Below are 17,377 nucleotides of genomic sequence, written 5' to 3'. Positions count from 1 at the left end.
GACGCACATGGCAAAGGATAATAAAACAGAAAAGGCCACCCCGCAGAAGCGTAAGAAATCGCGTGAAGAAGGGAATATTGCCCGGAGTAAAGATTTAAATAATTTATTTTCCATTCTTGTATTAGCAGTTGTCGTTTACTTTTTCGGAGATTGGCTCGGGTTTGAGATTGCCAATTCCGTATCGGTGCTGTTTGATCAAATTGGAAAAAATACAGATTCAACCGAGTATTTTTATATGATGGGGATGTTACTACTAAAAGTATCAGCACCGATATTAATACTCGTATACGCTTTTCATTTATTCAATTATATGATTCAAGTCGGTTTCTTATTTTCTTCTAAAGTTATTAAGCCGAAAGCGTCACGCATTAACCCAAAAAACTATTTTACGAGATTGTTTAGTCGTAAAAGTTTAGTAGATATTTTGAAATCACTGTTTTATATGGGATTAATCGGTTACGTCGCTTACGTGCTCTTTAAAAAGAATTTAGAGAAAATCGTGAGTATGATTGGATTTAATTGGACTGCGTCACTTACTGAAATTATTAGACAAATTAAATTTATCTTCTTAGCTATTTTAATTATATTAATTGTTCTTTCTATTATTGATTTCATTTATCAAAAGTGGGAGTACGAACAAGATATTAAGATGAAAAAAGAAGAAGTAAAACAAGAGCATAAAGATAATGAAGGGGATCCGCAAGTAAAGGGGAAACGAAAAAACTTTATGCACGCCATATTGCAAGGAACAATTGCGAAGAAGATGGATGGTGCAACGTTTATTGTAAACAACCCGACTCATATTTCGGTCGTACTTCGGTACAATAAACACGTTGATGCAGCACCAATTGTCGTTGCAAAAGGGGAAGATGAACTCGCATTATATATACGAACACTTGCCCGTGAACAAGAAATACCAATGGTGGAAAACCGTCCGCTTGCTCGTTCTTTATATTATCAAGTCGAGGAAGATGAGACGATTCCAGAAGATTTATACGTAGCTGTAATTGAAGTTATGCGCTATTTAATTCAAACGAACGAACTTGAAGTATAATAGCGCGTTTGGAGGAGATCTCTTTGTTTAAGATAGATTCTGCAAGAACCTATTTTTCTATCTTTTTAGCAGCGTCATTCGTAGTGGCGCTCTTAATTCCACTTCCACCATTTATACTTGATATCATTATCGTTTTTCTACTAAGTATGTCAGTGCTTATTTATATGCGAGCAACAAGTATTAACGAGTGGGATGAATTAAAGTCATTTCCGACGATGTTGTTATTAATCGGGATTTTCCGCGTATCGATTAACGTATCGACGACGCGAGCGATTTTGACAAACGGAAATGCGGGTCATGTTATTGAAGAGTTCGGCCAGTTCGTAATTGGCGGGAACTTATTAATTGGTATCGTTATTTTTACAGTATTAATTATATTCCAGTTTATCGTTGCAAACGGTGCATCTCGTACAGCTGAAGTTGCAGCTCGTTTTACACTTGATTCTTTACCAGGGAAACAAATGTCGATCGATGCTGATTTAAACCAGCGTATTATTTCAGAAAAAGATGCACAAGCGAAACGAAAAAAATTAAATATGGAAACAGAGTTTTACGGGGCGATGGATGGTGCCGGAAAGTTCATTAAAGGGGACGTTATTTTCGGGATTGTCATTTTATTCGTAAACATCATTTTCGGTTTAATTGTCGGAATGATGCAGCAAGGAATGAGCTTTGGTGAAGCTGCTCTTCATTACACACAGTTAACTGTCGGCGACGGAATTGTAAACCAAATTGGTTCGTTAATGCTTGCAATTTCAACAGGTATTATCGTAACGCGTGTATTTGACGGTTCACCAGATACAGTAACGGAAGGTATCTTTAAAGAGTTATTAGCGCATGAAGTCGTGGTATATGCGCTCGGTGGTTTATTTATCGCAATGGGTATTTTTACTCCGCTACCATTTCTACCATTCGCACTCGTTGGTGGAACAATTATCTTCTTAGGAATTCGAAATAAAAACCGAATGAAGAAAGAAAAAGAAGATGAGCTTCAAAAAGAATTAGAAATGATTCAAGGCGAAGATGAGCAACTGCAACAAGTGGAAGATTCATTTGGCGTATTTACAGATAAATATCCAATTATTGTAGAACTAGGTTTAGATTTAGCAGCACTTGTAAAGCAGAAAATTAACGGGGAAACAGCTCGTGATAAAGTTGTTCTTATGAGGAAATCGATTATTACCGACCTTGGTATTAACGTTCCTGGAATTAACTTTAAAGATAATACGAGTTTTAGACCACGCGGACGATACATTATTCGTATTAAAGGTGCGAAGGCAGCTGAAGGAGTTTTAAAATCAGGTTACTTATTAGCACTGAAAACACCGAACGTAATGGCCGATTTAGATGCAGAACCAGCGAAAGATCCGATTTTCGGCGAGGATGGATATTGGATTTTAGAACATATGGTACAAGATGCACAAATGAAAGGCTATCAAGTATTAGAGCCACTTAGCATATTAATTACGCATTTAGATGTTGTCGTTAGACGTAATCTGCATGAGTTAATTCAGCGTCAACATGTAAAAGACTTAATTAACTCCCTTGAAAATGATAACGGCGTTTTATTAGAAGAGATTAAGAAGAAAGAAATCGACTTATCACTCGTTCAAAATGTTATTAAGCAATTGCTAAAAGAAGGTATTTCTATTCGTGATTTACCAACTATTATTGAAGGTATTATTGACGGAAAAGAAATTTATCAAAATCATGTTGACGGCGTAACGTCATTCGTCCGTGAATGTATTTCAAAAGTGATTTGTGAAAATGCGAAAAATCCTGACGGGAAAATATATGCGGCGCTCTTCTCAGATTCAATTGAGTTAGATGCAGACGTTGTGAACAATTCTTATCAAGGTTATTTATTAAACTGGGATTTAGATTTAGAAACGCGAGTCGTTGAGCAAGTACAACGCGTATTGAAACAAGCGAGGTTAATGGGAAGAGAGCCAGTATTATTAACGCGTAGAAAAGATTTCAGGTTTGCGATTGTAAGACTTCTTGAGCGTTATCAAGTAGAAGCGCAAGTACTTTGTATTAGCGAATTAGCACCAGAAATTGTTGTAGATCAAATTGCCTATATTGAATAGTAGGGGGTGAAGTAATGGAAAGTACAGAAAAGAAAGAAGCGTTAATGCGAATAAAAGCAGCTTCGAAAAATGAATTGTATCGAAAGTTATTTGACCAATATGGTACAGATTATTATTACGTTGTAGATGAAAGTGTAAAGCGAAATATCCCGTTTTTTTGGAAAAAGAATTATGAAATGTTAGTTGCTTTTCCAGAGGATAAACAGGAAGAAGTGAACGAAGGCACAGCTCAATTTCATGAACAATTAATGGATGTTGTAAATGAGCCTTCAGAACAAATTGTGAAGGCGAACGGAATTCAATCGGTACTGCACAATTTAGAAAACGTGACGACTCCTATGTCGTACGCGGCGATGCAAACAGGAAATAGTGAAGAATGGGCAAGAAAGAAAGAGAAACTATTAAAGCTGTTTGAAAAAGGTATCGTCGTTGTGAAACAGACAGAAGAAACGAAAGTAACGAAAAAGCAAAAAGCTGTGAAAAAAGTCGTTCCTGTCAAAAAAGAAGAAGTAGTTGCAAAAAAAGAAAAGCAAGAATCTGTACCATTTATTATTCAAAAAGTAATTCGCATGCTAGAGCAAAACGATGTAGAACAATATTTCATTCATGCATATGCTGAAAAGTTAAAAGTGAAGTTTGAGAATGCAACGATGATTACAGAAGAAGAAGTAATCGAATATATATTGGAAGATATGAGCTCTCATTTCAATACGGAAAATGTATTTGAAAAAGAAGTACAAACAATTGCATTAATCGGTCCAACTGGTGTTGGAAAAACGACGACACTTGCGAAAATGGCGTGGCAGTTTCACGGTAAGAAAAAAACGGTTGGTTTCATTACGACCGACCATTCGCGCATTGGGACAGTTCAGCAACTGCAAGATTACGTAAAGACAATTGGATTTGAAGTAATCGCTGTGCGTGATGAAGCTGCAATGACAAGAGCGCTTACGTACTTTAAAGAAGAAGCGCGCGTCGATTATATTTTAATTGATACAGCTGGAAAAAATTATCGTGCGTCAGAAACAGTGGAAGAAATGATTGAAACGATGGGACAAGTAGAGCCGGATTATATTTGTTTAACGTTATCAGCTTCGATGAAAAGTAAAGATATGATCGAAATCATTACGAACTTTAAAGATATTCATATTGATGGTATCGTATTTACGAAATTTGATGAAACAGCAAGTAGTGGTGAATTGTTGAAAATTCCAGCGGTATCATCAGCTCCCATTGTATTAATGACAGACGGACAAGACGTAAAGAAAAACATACATATCGCTACAGCGGAACATTTAGCGAAACAAATGTTACAAACATCATAGAAAAGAGGTGAAGAATAAGGCAATTGTCTTATTCAATCGAGTATGAACGGTCTTTATATAGGTTCTATGGGCATGATGAATTACATGCAGCGCATTAATGTTCATTCGAATAACGTTGCAAATGCACAAACGACAGGATTTAAAGCAGAAAATATGACTTCTAAAGTATTTGATGTACAAGACACATATCGTCGCGGTGACGGAGCTGTAACAAATATCGGTTCAGTCGATTACGCTGTAGTACCAGCCGCAACGCATGTGAACTTAGTACAAGGAAATATACAAATGACAAATAGTGCTACAGATTTCCTTTTAGATGACGGAACTGCTGGCACAGCTTCGTTTTTCGTTACATCTAAAAATAATGAAACGTTTTTAACGAGAGACGGTAGTTTTACATTAAATAGTGATCGTTATTTACAAACAACTTCAGGCGCTTTCGTAATGGGAGAGAATAATGAACGTATTCGTATTCCAGAAGGAGCAAAAGTAGCTGTACAAGCAGATGGTACGTTATATGATGAGGGAACACAAAATAATATTGCTCGCCTGCAAACAAAAACGGTAGGTGCAGATGCGAATAATCGTCTCGTGCAACGTGAAAACAAAAGCTTTACACTAGCAGAAGGGAACATTGCTGATTTACCGAACGGAACAGGGACAGTAAAAAATCATATGCTAGAAAATTCAAATGTAGATATGACGAAAGAGATGGCTGATCTTATGACAGATCAAAAAATGATTTCAGCGTCACAACGCGTTATGACTTCATTTGATAAAATTTATGAAAAAGAAGCAAATGAAATATTGAGATAGGAGGCTCCTAATAAAGGAGTCTTTTATTAATTTTAAATTTCAGAATTATCAATTGACTTTATAGAGCTTCTTTTTTATATTAGTAGGTATAACTATAACTACTAAAGAGGTGAGAGTATGACAACGGCATTATATTTAGAAGATGCATACAAAACGAGTTGCGAAACAGAAGTGATAAAAGTAGAAGAAAATAAAGTATTTGTAAAAGAAACAGTTTTTTATCCAACTGGTGGAGGGCAGGAATGTGATACGGGTGTCATTGTACAAGACGGGTCTGTATTTGAAGTTGAAAAAGTAAAGAAGGAGCAGGGAGAAATAGTTCACTATATAAAAGATGGAGCTCAAGTAAAATTAGGTCCCGTTAAATTAGAGATTAATTGGGAAAGACGTCATAATTTAATGCGGCATCATTCTTTACTGCATCTTATCGGAGCTGTCGTTTATGAAAAGTATGGAGCTCTATGCACTGGAAATCAAATTTATCCTGACAAAGCACGTATCGATTTTAATGAGTTACAAGAGTTATCGAGCGTGGAAGTAGAAGAAATTGTTAAGGAAGTGAATAAACTTATTAAACAAAATAAAGAAATTTCTACTCGTTATATGAGCCGCGAAGAAGCAGAAAATGCTGTAGGAATGATTAAGACCGCAATAAACCTCCTGCCAACTACTATACAAGAAATCCGCATTGTTACAATTGAAAATTTAGACGAACAAGCTTGTGGAGGCACACATGTGAAAAATACGAGTGAAATAGGAACACTTGTTATTGATAAAGTAAAAAGTAAAGGTAAGCAAAATCGTCGCTTTGAAGTTAGAGCGATTTAGATTGTGAGGAGTACTAATGGATGAAATTATAAAAGAATTACAAAAGTTAGGTTTTTCCCAGTACGAATGTAAAGCGTATATTGGATTACTAAAACATTCCCCAGTAACTGGGTATGAAGTGAGTAAACAAACAGGAGTACCTCGTTCTATGATTTACGAGGTACTCGGTAAGTTAATGGATAAAGGAGCAGTACATATTGTACCTTCTGAACCAGTTAAATATGTACCAGTACCAGCTACTGAATTAATGAATCGAATGCGAAAAGACTTTGAGAAGTCCTTTGAATTTTTAGATGAGAAATTAAATGGTTTAGAACAAGAGCGACAAATAGATGTAATTTCGCATATTCGCTCAAATAATCGTGTTTTGAAGGAAATATGCAATATAATTAATAGAGCGAAGGAAGAGTTATGGATTTCTGTATGGGAAGATCAAGTGCATGAAATTGAGCCATACATTCATCAAAAGGAAGAGGAAGGAGTACATATATTTTCAATCTTATTTGGCGCTCCAGAAACAAAAATAGGAGCGACGTTTCACCATAATTATATGACGCCTCACGTTGTTGAAAAGAGAATGGGTGGTCATTTAACTGTAATTGCGCGTGACGGAGAAGAAGTATTAATTGCGAACTTCTCAAATGATAGCACTTCGTGGGCTGTTACAACGTATGACCCAGCACTAGTTCTCGTTGCTACAGAGTATGTGCGCCACGATATTATGGTTGAAGAAATTACGAAGGAATTTGGAGCTGATAAGTTAGATACATTGTGGCGTGAAAATATAGATTTAGTTCATGTCGTAACAGGAAAACGAACTTTGAAAGGAATGGAGGATGATAAGGATGAGTAAAGCTCAGGCACATGTAGCTTTGCAGAGCGATGATACATTTCAGCAAGGAGTAAAAGATTGTTTACCAACTGTATTTGGCTATTTAAGCATCGGTATAGCAGCCGGTGTAATTGCAAAAACAGCAGGTTTCTCCATTATTGAAATTGCGTTTATGTCCACTTTAATTTATGCAGGTTCTGCCCAATTTATATTAGCTGGTATGTATGCAGCTGGTGCACCTGCTTCCGCAATTATTTTTACTGTATTTTTTGTTAACTTGCGCCACCTTCTTATGAGTGCTGCACTTGCGCCGTACTTTACGAAACTGCCTCTATTTAAAAACTTACTAATTGGTTCGCAAATTACAGATGAAACGTTCGCTGTTGCAGTACAGCATGCAGCGCAAAAAGGATATTTAGGCGAAAGATGGATGATTGGTCTTAACGTAACAGCGTATTTAAATTGGATTCTTGCTACTATTATCGGCGGGCTATTTGGTGAGTGGATACCAGATCCGCATACGTACGGTATGGATTATGCATTACCAGCAATGTTTATCGGGTTATTTGTACTTCAGCTCATAAGTAGTAAACCGAAACTGGCAATTCATCTTACTGTTGCAATTGTAGCGATTATAATTGCGTACGTTTCACACTTATTTATGCCAGATAGTATAGCGGTTATTATCGCAACATTACTAGCTGCGACGATTGGAGTGGTGATTGAAAAATGGAAATGAGACTAGACGTATTATTACTTTTATTAGCAGCGGGAGCTGTCACACTCGTGCCACGTATTTTACCTCTACTCGTATTTAGCAAACTACAAATTCCAGACTGGGGTTTAAAATGGTTAAATTACATACCAATCGCGATATTAGCAGCACTTTTAGCACAAGTTTTATTTATGCATGACACGATGCAGTGGGATTACTTGATTGCAGCAATTCCAACATTTCTTGTAGCGATATATACTCGTAGTTTATTAGGTACAGTATTAACGGGTGTAATTGTGATTATTTTGTTACGTTTCTTTTTCTAAAAAGGATTACGCTCATATAATAGCGAAAAGTGTAATAACATGAAAAATATAGGGGTGGTGTTATGATACTTTTAACGATAGGAGCAATTTTGTTAACGTTGTTTATTTTCTTTATTATCGGCTTCATTACGTTTATGATGTTTGTTGATAGGGCGACACCTCAAATTTATTATACGCCTTGTGAATCAGTGACAGTGAAATCTAAAGGTAAACATAAAAGGAAGAAAAGTTGAAAGTTGACTTTTCTTCCTTTTGTTTTATCTGATTTTTCTGTATAATTTAAATTAGTTATTCAACTAACTTAAAAGGGGGTCATAGAAATGGCAAAACCGAATGTTGTTAATAAAGAGAAGTTACTGGAAGCAGCAAAAGAAATTATTGCAGAGCATGGGATGGAAAAGTTGACATTAAAAGCAGTTGCAGAGAGTGCTCAAGTTACACAAGGTACCGTATATTATCATTTTAAAACGAAAGATCAATTATTACTGGAAGTAACGGAATCGTTTTGTAAAGCGTCATGGGAACAAATAGGAAAGGATGTACAGTTAGAAAAGGCTTTACAGTCGGCCAAAAGTAGATGTGTGAAAGGTTCAATGTATCATCATTTGTTTTTTCAATTAGTAGCTAGTGGATTACAAAATGATGCGATGAAAAATAAAATTGGTGGATTGTTACATTATGAAAACCAACAATTAACAAGAGTGTTAAATAAAAATATAGGAGGTACAATGACATCTCAAATTTCAACTGAAACGTGGAGCGTTTTATGTAACGCATTAATTGACGGATTGGCATTGCAAGCCTTATTCAATCCATCTTTTTCTAGCGACAAAGTATATGGTGAGTTGCACCTGTTATTGGAAAAGTTTATAGAGCTACAAAAGGGAGGTAATGGTAATGAATAATAAACTTTGGCTCACTATTTTATTTTCTATCGGCGTTTGGTTTTTTGCCTCAGCGTTCTTCATTATTTTCGGTTCTTCTGTTTTATTAGAATACACTTCAAATAGATTTCTTCTACAATTGACGTTTCTTGAATTAGCAACAGCGATAGCTTTATACTTTGTAATGTGGTTATACAAAAGACTAGATACTACAAAATATGCAGTAATTAAGTTAGGTATATGCGGTACAGCAATCGGTTTAATTTTAGATACTTACATTTTATATAATTCTTCTAATCTATTCTCACAATTCTCCTCACAGCAAATTATATCATTTACCATTTGGATGGTGATTGCTTACGCTCTTTATTTAATAATTCCTTTCGTTATGGAACGAAAAAAACTGTTATAAAGAGGATTTTTATCCTCTTTATAACAGTCACATCCCCGAAAGAACTAACAACAATAACCCAAATAAAAAACTAATAAAGGAAAGAAAACCGATACATATGGAGAACACACGGTTGTTTCTCCATTCGCGCCAGAAAGTGATAAAACCTAATATACAAAGGAAAAACCAAATAGGAAGAAATAGGAACTCGCTAATTTTCTCGGGAAGTAACGCATAAAAAGTTGATAAATATAAAATCCAATTTGTAAAAAATAAAATGCAAACGATAATAGATTGTAAGTAGGGACGTTTGGAAAACTCCCCCTTTTTTACGGTTACAAAAATGATAGTTAGCGCTAAGAAAAAGGCAATGAGCATGAAAATCAGTAAGAGTAATGTAAGTGTCATTTACATCTCCTTTATAAGAGTGTTTTTTACAAGAAATGACTCTATTAAATTATATGCTTGATTTGTAGAGTGCCCGTTATATTTTTCAGTGTACGGATTTAGAAAACCATGTTCACCGTGTAGTTGGTGTGTTTCTAATAAAGGATTTTTTTGTTGCTGCAATGTTTGAATGAAAGAGGATACTGAAAAACTAGCTTCTTTTTCAGGGAATATAAGTAAGGTAGCACATGTTGGTTTCATATGAATATAGTCACGTATACGGGAACCGTAGCATCCGATAATAAAATCTATGTTCGGATTGTTACTACATAGCCATGAGATGGTAGCACCAACACTAAAGCCGATAAGTCCAATATGTGTGTAACGACTAGAAAGATGAGTAATGAATGATTCAATTTGCTTTTTTCCATCTTCAAATCCAATATGATTCATAAAAAAATGATATGCTTTTTCTTCATCACTATAATGAAATGCAGGTTGCGATTGTAGCAGATTAGGACAGAATACATCTATATGAGATGAAGTGAAGTGATGGATAACGTGATGCATATGGTCGTTCACACCATATATTTCATGAACAACAACGAGAGCTAATTTTTTCTTCATCGTTATAAAGTACCTCTATGAAACTTAAATTCTTTCTCAACAAGGCAGATACGTAGGTGGAAGTTTTCATACCATTGCTCACGGCCTCTTTTTTTCGCTTCTTTATGTAAGGCGTTCCGTTTCCAATTATCAATTGCCTCAAGTGATTCCCAATAAGAAATTGTGATTCCGAGCCCTGAATGATCTCGCACACTTTCTACATCTAGAAATCCAGGTTGCTGCTTTGCGAGTTCCTCCATTTTATCGGCAACTGTACTATAATCTGCTGTATCATTAGATAAATTGGAAGTGAATATAACTGCATAATAAGAATTGTTTTTTTCTACATTAGATGCCATTATTTTTCCCCCTTAATGTATAGTGTGAATAATTAATCCATAGTTTGTATTTTAGCAGGTCACAAAAAGAAAAGAAGTAGAAAATTCTTATTTTTTCAGCTTCTGTAAAATAGAAGATAGAGGAAATGTATAATAAGTAATCTAAAAAAAGAAAAATGCCACTTCAAAAAAATGAAGTGGCATTTCTTATATTTCCTCTAAGCTATTAACTGGAACTGTTAATTCGCGTCCTGGGTTTTTTACTTCATATATGCGGGCGGTTTCATTGCTCTCGTCGACGTGTTGAATCATAACAGGCATGCCTTGAAAACTAACATTCGCTTGCTCTGCTGACACAGAAAGCTCTTTTGCGCGTTGAATATTCATTTATATTCCTCCCATCATTATTATCTTTGCTAAAAAAGAGGAATAATATACCATTTCGAGACATTCTTAAAGTTTTTGTATTATTTGTAATGTTTCTTTAATAAATGAAGAGAAGATCGAATCAGGATAGCTATCTATTGTTTGAACGGCTTCTTTTGCCTCTGTTAAGGCAGATTTTTTATCTTGAAGTTCTATATAGCAAAGGGCACGATAAGATCCAGCTGTTAATAACCACGATTGATCAAGTGGATGACTCATATAATCTGGTATGGTAGCGTGTTTTAATGCTTCCAAAGCTTCCTTATAACGTTTTAAACCATACAAAGATTTTCCTTTTTCAAGATAATACAGTCCGTCGTCTTGGAAAATTGGATCATTTTTTAGTTTTTCTCGAAATTGTTCTAGATGTTCTAATGCGATTGTATATTCATTCGTAATAGTGTTGTAGTAATAAGCTTTTAATATATCTATATTTGCAGCGGATAAAGTATCTTCTGTAAAAATGGCAAATTGCTCCGATTTTTTTATGTAATATAAATATTGTTCTTTATCAGTTGTAATGATTTTTTGATAAGATAAAATGCGATAAAATTCATCTGTTTTATAATACACTTGATGTTTTTTTGAAAATGCAAGTGCATCTAAAATGACTTTTTCACATTTTTCATAACTGCCATATGCGAGTAAAATAATTGCTTCTTTTAAATATAATTGTATATGTGTAATAAGATCCATTTCTAAATTCTTCGTTTTATATTCGTCGCGAATTGTGGCGATCATCTGTAAACATTCTTTATATTTTTTCTGCTTGAAGAGCATATAGTAAAACAGTAGTTTCGTTTCAGTACTTTCGCGATACAAAGTATATTTTTCAAATATAGAAACAGCGGTTTCAACGTAATATTCAATATTATAATCGTTCATAACAGCTGCTGCTGTTATGAACTGTTTATATAAACGAGCTGTATTTAAAGTTGGAGGTAAATCTGTTTGAACGATAGGTAGTAAAGTTTTGTATACTTCATCGCCATTTGCCTTTATTAGTGGCTCCATTTTTTGAATGAGTTCTACAATTTTTCCTTCATCTTCTTCTAATAAAAAGCTCGGTTCACATTCAAGTTTTTCTGCAATATATTGTAATGTTTTCATCGAAGGTGTAGCTTTTCCATTTTCAATTTGACTAAGCATGCTTTTTGTCAATTCTGAACCTGCTAGTTCAGTTTGTGTAAGTTTTTTTTCTTTACGTAATGCTTTAATTTTTTCTCCGAGAGTTGCCATATTGTAGCTCCTTTATAATTAAAAAGTTAAATACAATTAAACTTTTTTGTTGTAATAATTGGAAAGTTGATTATATAATAAGTTTAACACAATTTAACTTTTAAGGGGAGAGTGTCAGAATGGAAGATGTAAGTATAGGTCAAACAGATTCAAGAATGAAGATTGCAACGAGAAATATCATTTTAATGATGATTGGAAAAATGACGTCTTTATTAGGCGCAGGTATTTATACGTTCGCAATGGGGTTATACGTATTAAAGACAACTGGTTCAGGAATGGGGTTTGCTACTACGCTCGTTTGCGGATCACTTCCAAGGATGATTTGTGGGCCGATTGCGGGTGCTGTAGCTGACCGTGTGAGTCGAAGATGGCTTGTCATCGGTACAGATTTATTAAGTAGTTTAACGATGCTTATCATGTTTATCCTTGCTACTATATTTGGACCATCACTTCTTTTTATTTATGTTTCAGCAGCGTTATTATCAATTTGTGCAAGTTTTTATTCTGTTGCATTAACTTCGTCTATTCCTAATTTAGTAGATGAGGGGCGTATTCAAAAAGCGAGTGCTTTAAATCAAACGGCAGCTTCTTTATCACATATTTTAGGACCAATTATTGGCGGAGTAGTATTTGGTTTCTTTTCAATTCAGTCGTTCTTTTTGTTAAATAGTATTACGTTCTTTTTAGCGGTTATTTTGCAATTATTTATTGTATTTGATTTATATAAAAAAGTAGTGGCTGAGAGTAAAGAACAATTCTTGACGAGTATAAAAGAAGGTTTTTCATATGTAAAACGACAACATGAAATATATGGTTTAATGAAAATAGCATTGTGGGTAAACTTTTTTGCTTGTGGGCTAACCGTTGCACTGCCATACATTATCATACGTACATTGCATTTATCTTCAAAGCAACTCGGAACTGTAGAGGGAATGTTAGCAGTCGGAATGCTAATGGGTGCGATTACTTTATCAGTGCGTAAAGAAGTGAATAATCCGTTTCGTTCTATTTATACTGGACTGTTTTTGTTTGCAGGTTTAAGTTTATGTACAGTATTCCCGTTGTTAGTTACCATTCCAAAAGTAGCAAGTTTTATTTACTATATTGCTTTCATGATGTTAACTGGTATAGCAATTATGGTTGTCAATATTCCGATGCAAGTACATATGCAAAAGACGACAGATCCGAGCTACTTAGGGCGTGTATTTGGCCTACTTGAAACAATTGCGACTGCAATCGCACCGCTCGGTATGATTGTATATGGATTATTGTTAGACATGTTGCCAACTAGCATTGTTATGATGACAATAGGCGGAGGTTTATTGTTAGTTGTATTAGTTGGAGTAAGGCAACATATGGCGAAAAAACAAGTGGATGTGTCGGTTTAAAAACAAGAAAATAATAAAAATGACCAAATTAGTATTTTAGTTTTTGAAACTCTTTTTCATGTATGTTACAGTATAGTGAGCAGGCAAAGAAAAGGAGACAACAGCATGAAAAAATTAAGTTTTGTTATGCTTTTTCTATTAGTCGTAATGGCTGGATGTAGCAATTATGACACATATATTGAAACAGGTATGCAATCATTGAAAGATGAAAAATATAGTGATGCAACAATGTGGTTTGAAAAAGCAGAAAAAGAGAAATCAGGAAATGAAGCGAAATCATATAAAGAAATGGCCGAGAAAATGGATCACGGAGCAACGGCATTAAAAGACGGTAAGTATTTAGAAGCGAAAGACATTGCAAATGAAGTGTTACAAATGAAAAAAGACGATGCGCTTGAAACAGCTGTAACATCAAATGCAGAGAATATGCTTCAAAAAGCAAAAGACGTAGAAGAGAAAGTGAATGAAAGAGTAGCAAAGCGGAGAAAAGTAGAAGAAGAAGGAATTGATAAACTTATTAAAGCTGTCGATAGTATAGATGATGTGAAAGAAAAAGAGAAAAAAGTTTCAGAAGCATTAGATAAGGCTGAAGAGGCGCAAGCGAAAATTGAAGCGAAGAAAAATAAATAGATTCATAGTGTAAAAGGCTGTCGTGTATAACGACAGCCTTTTAACTTTTTTCTGCATAAGAAGTGATACTCTGTAGTAAAAAAGAAATAATTTTAGAATTCCATCTGTCCTCATGATGAATCGTATAAATGTTACGTTGAAATTCAAATTCAGGGATCGGTATGTAGCGTAGTTCATTTCGTTGTACTTCTTGTTCAATAGTAAGTTTAGAAATAAAGGCAACTCCATTACCGTATTTTAAAATTTGTTTCATCGTTTCTAATGAATCTAATTCAATTTCAGATTGGAATGTAATGTTATGAGCTAACATCCATTTTGTAAGTAAATCTCTCGTAGTAGATGGATTACGATGTAGTAATATTCGTTCCTTTTCGATATCTTGTAATGATACATTTTCTTTTTTTGAAAAATGATGTTCTTTGGAGAAAGCAAGAACAAGTGTATCAGGCATTACATTCGTCTGTTTTAAAAGTGATTCATCAAACGGTGCTGCTGAAATTACACCGAGATCAATTTCATGATTTTGTAGCATCGTTCGAATTTCAGGAGCTGTTTTTACTATGAGTGTTATTTTTATATTTGGAAATTCACATTGAAATTGATGAACAATTTCTGGTAAAAGATAAGTCGCTGGTACATAACTAGCTCCAATTGTTATAGCTCCTTTATGAAAATCTTTAAACTCTTGCGTGACTCGCCTAGCTTCTTTCATAAGCGCATCTATTTTACAAGCATAATGATGCAATGCCTCACCAGCCTCTGTTAAGAAATATCTTCCAGAACGTAATTCAAATAAAGGTACACCGAGTTCCTCTTCTAAGCTTTTTATATGGAATGTAATAGTAGGTTGTTTAACTCCAAGCTGTTCTGCAACAATCGTGAGCTTTTTGTATTTCTTAATAAGCACTACAATTTCTAATTTTAAGAGATTCATGGCAAGTTGCCCCTTTTTCTTCTAACTATAGAAAAAATCTATAGAAATAAATAGTTTATTAGAAGTTTTTTAATTTAATCTTTACAGTACATTAACATTCAGTATAAATCTTCCATATAGAATGAAAGCAGGTTAAGAGTGAGGGGAGAGAGGTGAAACGATGGATATTAAAATTAGTGGATTAGAAAAATCATTTGGAAAAGTACAAGCGTTAAAGCCGTTACAAATTATGATGAAACAAGGTGAATTCACCACACTGTTAGGACCTTCGGGATGCGGGAAAACGACATTACTTAGAATGATTGCAGGACTGGAAGAACCAGATAAAGGTGAAATATATTTTGGAGATACGTGCATGTATTCTTCTTCTAAAAAAATAAAAACATCTCCTCATGAACGTAATATCGGTATGGTATTTCAAGATTTTGCTTTATGGCCACACATGACTGTATTTGAAAATGTTGCATTTGGTTTAAGAGCTACAAAGCAAACGAATCAATTACGGGAAAAAGTAGAAGAGGCAATAAAGCGAGTTCGCTTGCAAGGAATGGAGAAAAGATATCCGCATGAACTTTCTGGCGGACAGCAGCAACGTGTCGCATTTGCGAGAGCGATTGTAACGAAGCCACATTTCATTTTGTTTGATGAACCGCTCAGTGCACTCGATGCAATTTTGCGAGAAGAAATGCGGTTAGAGCTTATGGATATCGTTCATTCCATTGGTTTAACGGCATTGTATGTAACGCACGATCAAACAGAAGCTATGTCAATGTCAGACCAAATTATTGTCATGAAACAAGGAGAAGTATTACAAAAAGGAACACCAGAAGATATTTATGTGAAGCCATCTCATGAATTTGTTGCAAAATTTGTTGGTAAGGCAAATTGGCTTGTAGAGGGTAAACAAATGGTTCGTCCAGAGCATGTGAGCTGGACAAAAAATGAAGTGTGTGAAATGTATACAGGTGAAGTCCAGCACGTTACATATGTAGGAGAGCGTTATGAAGTGAAAGTAAATATGGGGACACTCGGAATATGGACAGCTTATCACAATAGTAAGCTAAGCATCGGAAAGCCAGTATCGTTATATGTACCGAAAAAATGTATTCATCATATAGGGGGAGAATCGTATGAAGAAATTCAGTTCGCTTAAGTCGTTATTTGTATGTACTTTATTATTTTCTGCCGTAGTAACAGGGTGTAGTTCAAAGACAGGTAATGCAGATGCAAAAAGTAAAACTACGAATGAAAAGAAGATTGTTGTATATAGTGCAGGACCAAAAGGATTAGCAGAAAAAATTCAAAAGGACTTTGAAAAGAAAACGGGTATAAAAGTGGAAATGTTTCAAGGAACAACAGGTAAAATTTTAGCGCGAATGGAAGCCGAAAAGAAAAATCCAGTCGTTGACGTAGTCGTACTTGCATCTTTACCAGCGATGGAAGGATTAAAAAAAGATGGACAAACGTTAGCTTATAAAGAAGCGAAACAAGCTGATAAGCTTCGTTCTGAATGGTCGGATGATAAAGGATATTATTTTGGATATAGTGCTTCAGCGTTAGGAATTGTGTATAACACAAAAAATGTGAAGACAGCGCCTGAAGATTGGAGCGATATAACAAAAGGAGAATGGAAAGGGAAAGTGAATCTTCCAGATCCAGCACTTTCAGGTTCAGCTTTAGACTTTGTGACAGGATATGTGAAAAAGAATGGAAAAGATGGATGGAATTTATTTGAACAGCTTAAGAAAAATGAAGTTACAGTAGCAGGGGCAAACCAAGAAGCGTTAGATCCAGTTGTAACAGGAGCAAAAGATATGGTCATTGCGGGTGTTGATTATATGACGTACAGTGCAAAAGCAAAGGGTGAACCAGTTGATATTGTTTATCCAAAAAGCGGAACAGTTATTAGCCCACGTGCAGCAGGTATTATGAAGGATAGTAAAAATGTAGAAGGTGCAAAAGAGTTTATTGATTATTTATTATCAGATGATGTACAAAAACAAATTTCTAAAGCGTATTTATTACCCGGTAGAACAGATATAAAAGCGGAAAATAGACCAAATGTGGAAGAGATTCCAGTATTACATATTGATTGGAAAACAGTTGAGAAAGAACAAGATGAAATAGGAAAACAATTTAAGAAAGTATTTCAATAAGATGGTGATTAC

At 34.9% G+C, this 17,377-nt stretch carries 21 protein-coding genes; 15 read left to right on the top strand and 6 right to left on the bottom strand.

Annotation, left to right across the window (positions count from 1 at the left end; all coding sequences use genetic code 11):
- Positions 1–7: 7 nt before the first annotated feature.
- The 11 genes from flhB to QCI73_RS18535 all read left to right on the top strand — a co-directional run bounded on the left by flhB (position 8) and on the right by QCI73_RS18535 (position 9,282).
- Positions 8–1,054: a flagellar type III secretion system protein FlhB gene (gene flhB, locus QCI73_RS18585; RefSeq protein ID WP_044790338.1), complete on the top strand. Its 1,047-nt coding sequence runs from the start codon at positions 8–10 to the stop codon at positions 1,052–1,054.
- Between the two features lie 23 nt (positions 1,055–1,077).
- Positions 1,078–3,144, top strand: a complete 2,067-nt coding sequence (flhA, locus tag QCI73_RS18580) for a flagellar biosynthesis protein FlhA (RefSeq protein ID WP_000472544.1) — start codon at positions 1,078–1,080, stop codon at positions 3,142–3,144.
- A 14-nt stretch (positions 3,145–3,158) separates the two neighbouring features.
- The gene (gene flhF, locus QCI73_RS18575) at positions 3,159–4,469 is read left to right on the top strand and encodes a flagellar biosynthesis GTPase FlhF (RefSeq protein ID WP_087994367.1); all 1,311 of its coding nucleotides are present in this window, start codon (positions 3,159–3,161) and stop codon (positions 4,467–4,469) included.
- A 42-nt stretch (positions 4,470–4,511) separates the two neighbouring features.
- Positions 4,512–5,285 carry a flagellar basal-body rod protein FlgG gene (locus QCI73_RS18570; RefSeq protein ID WP_353823518.1) on the top strand — a complete coding sequence of 258 codons (774 nt, stop codon included), beginning with the start codon at positions 4,512–4,514 and terminating at the stop codon, positions 5,283–5,285.
- A 117-nt stretch (positions 5,286–5,402) separates the two neighbouring features.
- Positions 5,403–6,113, top strand: coding sequence for an alanyl-tRNA editing protein (locus QCI73_RS18565; RefSeq protein WP_327923099.1), 711 nt, complete (start codon positions 5,403–5,405; stop codon positions 6,111–6,113).
- Between the two features lie 16 nt (positions 6,114–6,129).
- Positions 6,130–6,966 (top strand): TrmB family transcriptional regulator, encoded by an 837-nt coding sequence (locus tag QCI73_RS18560; RefSeq protein WP_353823517.1) that lies wholly within the window; start codon positions 6,130–6,132, stop codon positions 6,964–6,966.
- Positions 6,959–7,684, top strand: coding sequence for an AzlC family ABC transporter permease (locus QCI73_RS18555; protein WP_353823516.1), 726 nt, complete (start codon positions 6,959–6,961; stop codon positions 7,682–7,684). Before QCI73_RS18560 ends, QCI73_RS18555 begins: the two co-directional genes overlap by 8 nt.
- Positions 7,675–7,986, top strand: coding sequence for an AzlD domain-containing protein (locus QCI73_RS18550; protein WP_000425940.1), 312 nt, complete (start codon positions 7,675–7,677; stop codon positions 7,984–7,986). The genes QCI73_RS18555 and QCI73_RS18550 overlap by 10 nt, the downstream gene beginning before the upstream one ends.
- Before the next feature lie 62 nt (positions 7,987–8,048).
- Positions 8,049–8,219, top strand: a complete 171-nt coding sequence (locus QCI73_RS18545) for a DUF3951 domain-containing protein (protein ID WP_000602240.1) — start codon at positions 8,049–8,051, stop codon at positions 8,217–8,219.
- 87 nt (positions 8,220–8,306) lie between these two features.
- On the top strand, positions 8,307–8,891 hold the full coding sequence (locus QCI73_RS18540; protein ID WP_353823515.1) for a TetR/AcrR family transcriptional regulator: 585 nt from the start codon (positions 8,307–8,309) through the stop codon (positions 8,889–8,891).
- A complete protein-coding gene (locus QCI73_RS18535; RefSeq protein WP_001060578.1) occupies positions 8,884–9,282 on the top strand; it encodes a DUF5367 family protein in 399 nt (132 codons plus the stop codon). The genes QCI73_RS18540 and QCI73_RS18535 overlap by 8 nt, the downstream gene beginning before the upstream one ends.
- 27 nt (positions 9,283–9,309) lie before the next feature.
- Here QCI73_RS18535 and QCI73_RS18530 read toward each other — a convergent pair whose 3' ends face one another.
- The 5 genes from QCI73_RS18530 to QCI73_RS18510 all read right to left on the bottom strand — a co-directional run bounded on the left by QCI73_RS18530 (position 9,310) and on the right by QCI73_RS18510 (position 12,257).
- Positions 9,310–9,669 (bottom strand): hypothetical protein, encoded by a 360-nt coding sequence (locus tag QCI73_RS18530; protein ID WP_070172121.1) that lies wholly within the window; start codon positions 9,667–9,669, stop codon positions 9,310–9,312.
- On the bottom strand, positions 9,670–10,275 hold the full coding sequence (locus QCI73_RS18525; RefSeq protein ID WP_353823514.1) for a dienelactone hydrolase family protein: 606 nt from the start codon (positions 10,273–10,275) through the stop codon (positions 9,670–9,672).
- A 2-nt stretch (positions 10,276–10,277) separates the two neighbouring features.
- On the bottom strand, positions 10,278–10,613 hold the full coding sequence (locus QCI73_RS18520) for an antibiotic biosynthesis monooxygenase family protein (protein WP_144660234.1): 336 nt from the start codon (positions 10,611–10,613) through the stop codon (positions 10,278–10,280).
- A gap of 186 nt (positions 10,614–10,799) precedes the next feature.
- Positions 10,800–10,979 carry an H-type small acid-soluble spore protein gene (locus QCI73_RS18515; protein WP_001025740.1) on the bottom strand — a complete coding sequence of 60 codons (180 nt, stop codon included), beginning with the start codon at positions 10,977–10,979 and terminating at the stop codon, positions 10,800–10,802.
- Between the two features lie 66 nt (positions 10,980–11,045).
- Positions 11,046–12,257, bottom strand: a complete 1,212-nt coding sequence (locus tag QCI73_RS18510) for a helix-turn-helix domain-containing protein (protein WP_353823513.1) — start codon at positions 12,255–12,257, stop codon at positions 11,046–11,048.
- Positions 12,258–12,376: 119 nt separating this feature from the next.
- On the opposite strand from QCI73_RS18510, the gene QCI73_RS18505 reads away from it, so the two are divergent.
- Both QCI73_RS18505 and QCI73_RS18500 read left to right on the top strand, forming a co-directional pair.
- Positions 12,377–13,645 carry an MFS transporter gene (locus tag QCI73_RS18505; protein WP_353823512.1) on the top strand — a complete coding sequence of 423 codons (1,269 nt, stop codon included), beginning with the start codon at positions 12,377–12,379 and terminating at the stop codon, positions 13,643–13,645.
- Positions 13,646–13,750: 105 nt separating this feature from the next.
- Entirely contained in the window at positions 13,751–14,275 is a 525-nt protein-coding gene (locus tag QCI73_RS18500; protein ID WP_000736430.1) for a DUF4398 domain-containing protein, read from the top strand.
- Between the two features lie 40 nt (positions 14,276–14,315).
- Here QCI73_RS18500 and QCI73_RS18495 read toward each other — a convergent pair whose 3' ends face one another.
- The gene (locus QCI73_RS18495) at positions 14,316–15,209 is read right to left on the bottom strand and encodes a LysR family transcriptional regulator (protein WP_353823511.1); all 894 of its coding nucleotides are present in this window, start codon (positions 15,207–15,209) and stop codon (positions 14,316–14,318) included.
- Positions 15,210–15,369: 160 nt separating this feature from the next.
- Here QCI73_RS18495 and QCI73_RS18490 point away from each other — a divergent pair, with 160 nt between their 5' ends.
- Both QCI73_RS18490 and QCI73_RS18485 read left to right on the top strand, forming a co-directional pair.
- Complete coding sequence (locus QCI73_RS18490; protein WP_327923109.1) at positions 15,370–16,362, top strand: ABC transporter ATP-binding protein; 993 nt, start codon at positions 15,370–15,372, stop codon at positions 16,360–16,362.
- Positions 16,340–17,365, top strand: a complete 1,026-nt coding sequence (locus QCI73_RS18485; protein ID WP_353823510.1) for an ABC transporter substrate-binding protein — start codon at positions 16,340–16,342, stop codon at positions 17,363–17,365. The genes QCI73_RS18490 and QCI73_RS18485 overlap by 23 nt, the downstream gene beginning before the upstream one ends.
- Positions 17,366–17,377 lie beyond the last annotated feature (12 nt).

Source organism: Bacillus cereus group sp. MG16 (assembly GCF_040459875.1).
In the GTDB taxonomy this organism is placed as follows: domain Bacteria; phylum Bacillota; class Bacilli; order Bacillales; family Bacillaceae_G; genus Bacillus_A; species Bacillus_A paranthracis.
This window is presented reverse-complemented; position numbering and strand designations above follow the sequence as displayed.

Excerpts from the sequence above, each read along its gene's own strand:
- flhB (WP_044790338.1), top strand. The coding sequence starts at position 8 with ATGGCAAAGGATAATAAAACAGAAAAGGCCACCCCGCAGAAGCGTAAG.
- flhF (WP_087994367.1), top strand. The coding sequence starts at position 3,159 with ATGGAAAGTACAGAAAAGAAAGAAGCGTTAATGCGAATAAAAGCAGCT.
- QCI73_RS18570 (WP_353823518.1), top strand. The coding sequence starts at position 4,512 with ATGAACGGTCTTTATATAGGTTCTATGGGCATGATGAATTACATGCAG.
- QCI73_RS18565 (WP_327923099.1), top strand. The coding sequence starts at position 5,403 with ATGACAACGGCATTATATTTAGAAGATGCATACAAAACGAGTTGCGAA.
- QCI73_RS18560 (WP_353823517.1), top strand. The coding sequence starts at position 6,130 with ATGGATGAAATTATAAAAGAATTACAAAAGTTAGGTTTTTCCCAGTAC.
- QCI73_RS18555 (WP_353823516.1), top strand. The coding sequence starts at position 6,959 with ATGAGTAAAGCTCAGGCACATGTAGCTTTGCAGAGCGATGATACATTT.
- QCI73_RS18550 (WP_000425940.1), top strand. The coding sequence starts at position 7,675 with ATGGAAATGAGACTAGACGTATTATTACTTTTATTAGCAGCGGGAGCT.
- QCI73_RS18545 (WP_000602240.1), top strand. The coding sequence starts at position 8,049 with ATGATACTTTTAACGATAGGAGCAATTTTGTTAACGTTGTTTATTTTC.
- QCI73_RS18540 (WP_353823515.1), top strand. The coding sequence starts at position 8,307 with ATGGCAAAACCGAATGTTGTTAATAAAGAGAAGTTACTGGAAGCAGCA.
- QCI73_RS18535 (WP_001060578.1), top strand. The coding sequence starts at position 8,884 with ATGAATAATAAACTTTGGCTCACTATTTTATTTTCTATCGGCGTTTGG.
- QCI73_RS18530 (WP_070172121.1), bottom strand. The coding sequence starts at position 9,669 with ATGACACTTACATTACTCTTACTGATTTTCATGCTCATTGCCTTTTTC.
- QCI73_RS18525 (WP_353823514.1), bottom strand. The coding sequence starts at position 10,275 with ATGAAGAAAAAATTAGCTCTCGTTGTTGTTCATGAAATATATGGTGTG.
- QCI73_RS18520 (WP_144660234.1), bottom strand. The coding sequence starts at position 10,613 with ATGGCATCTAATGTAGAAAAAAACAATTCTTATTATGCAGTTATATTC.
- QCI73_RS18515 (WP_001025740.1), bottom strand. The coding sequence starts at position 10,979 with ATGAATATTCAACGCGCAAAAGAGCTTTCTGTGTCAGCAGAGCAAGCG.
- QCI73_RS18510 (WP_353823513.1), bottom strand. The coding sequence starts at position 12,257 with ATGGCAACTCTCGGAGAAAAAATTAAAGCATTACGTAAAGAAAAAAAA.
- QCI73_RS18505 (WP_353823512.1), top strand. The coding sequence starts at position 12,377 with ATGGAAGATGTAAGTATAGGTCAAACAGATTCAAGAATGAAGATTGCA.
- QCI73_RS18500 (WP_000736430.1), top strand. The coding sequence starts at position 13,751 with ATGAAAAAATTAAGTTTTGTTATGCTTTTTCTATTAGTCGTAATGGCT.
- QCI73_RS18495 (WP_353823511.1), bottom strand. The coding sequence starts at position 15,209 with ATGAATCTCTTAAAATTAGAAATTGTAGTGCTTATTAAGAAATACAAA.
- QCI73_RS18490 (WP_327923109.1), top strand. The coding sequence starts at position 15,370 with ATGGATATTAAAATTAGTGGATTAGAAAAATCATTTGGAAAAGTACAA.
- QCI73_RS18485 (WP_353823510.1), top strand. The coding sequence starts at position 16,340 with ATGAAGAAATTCAGTTCGCTTAAGTCGTTATTTGTATGTACTTTATTA.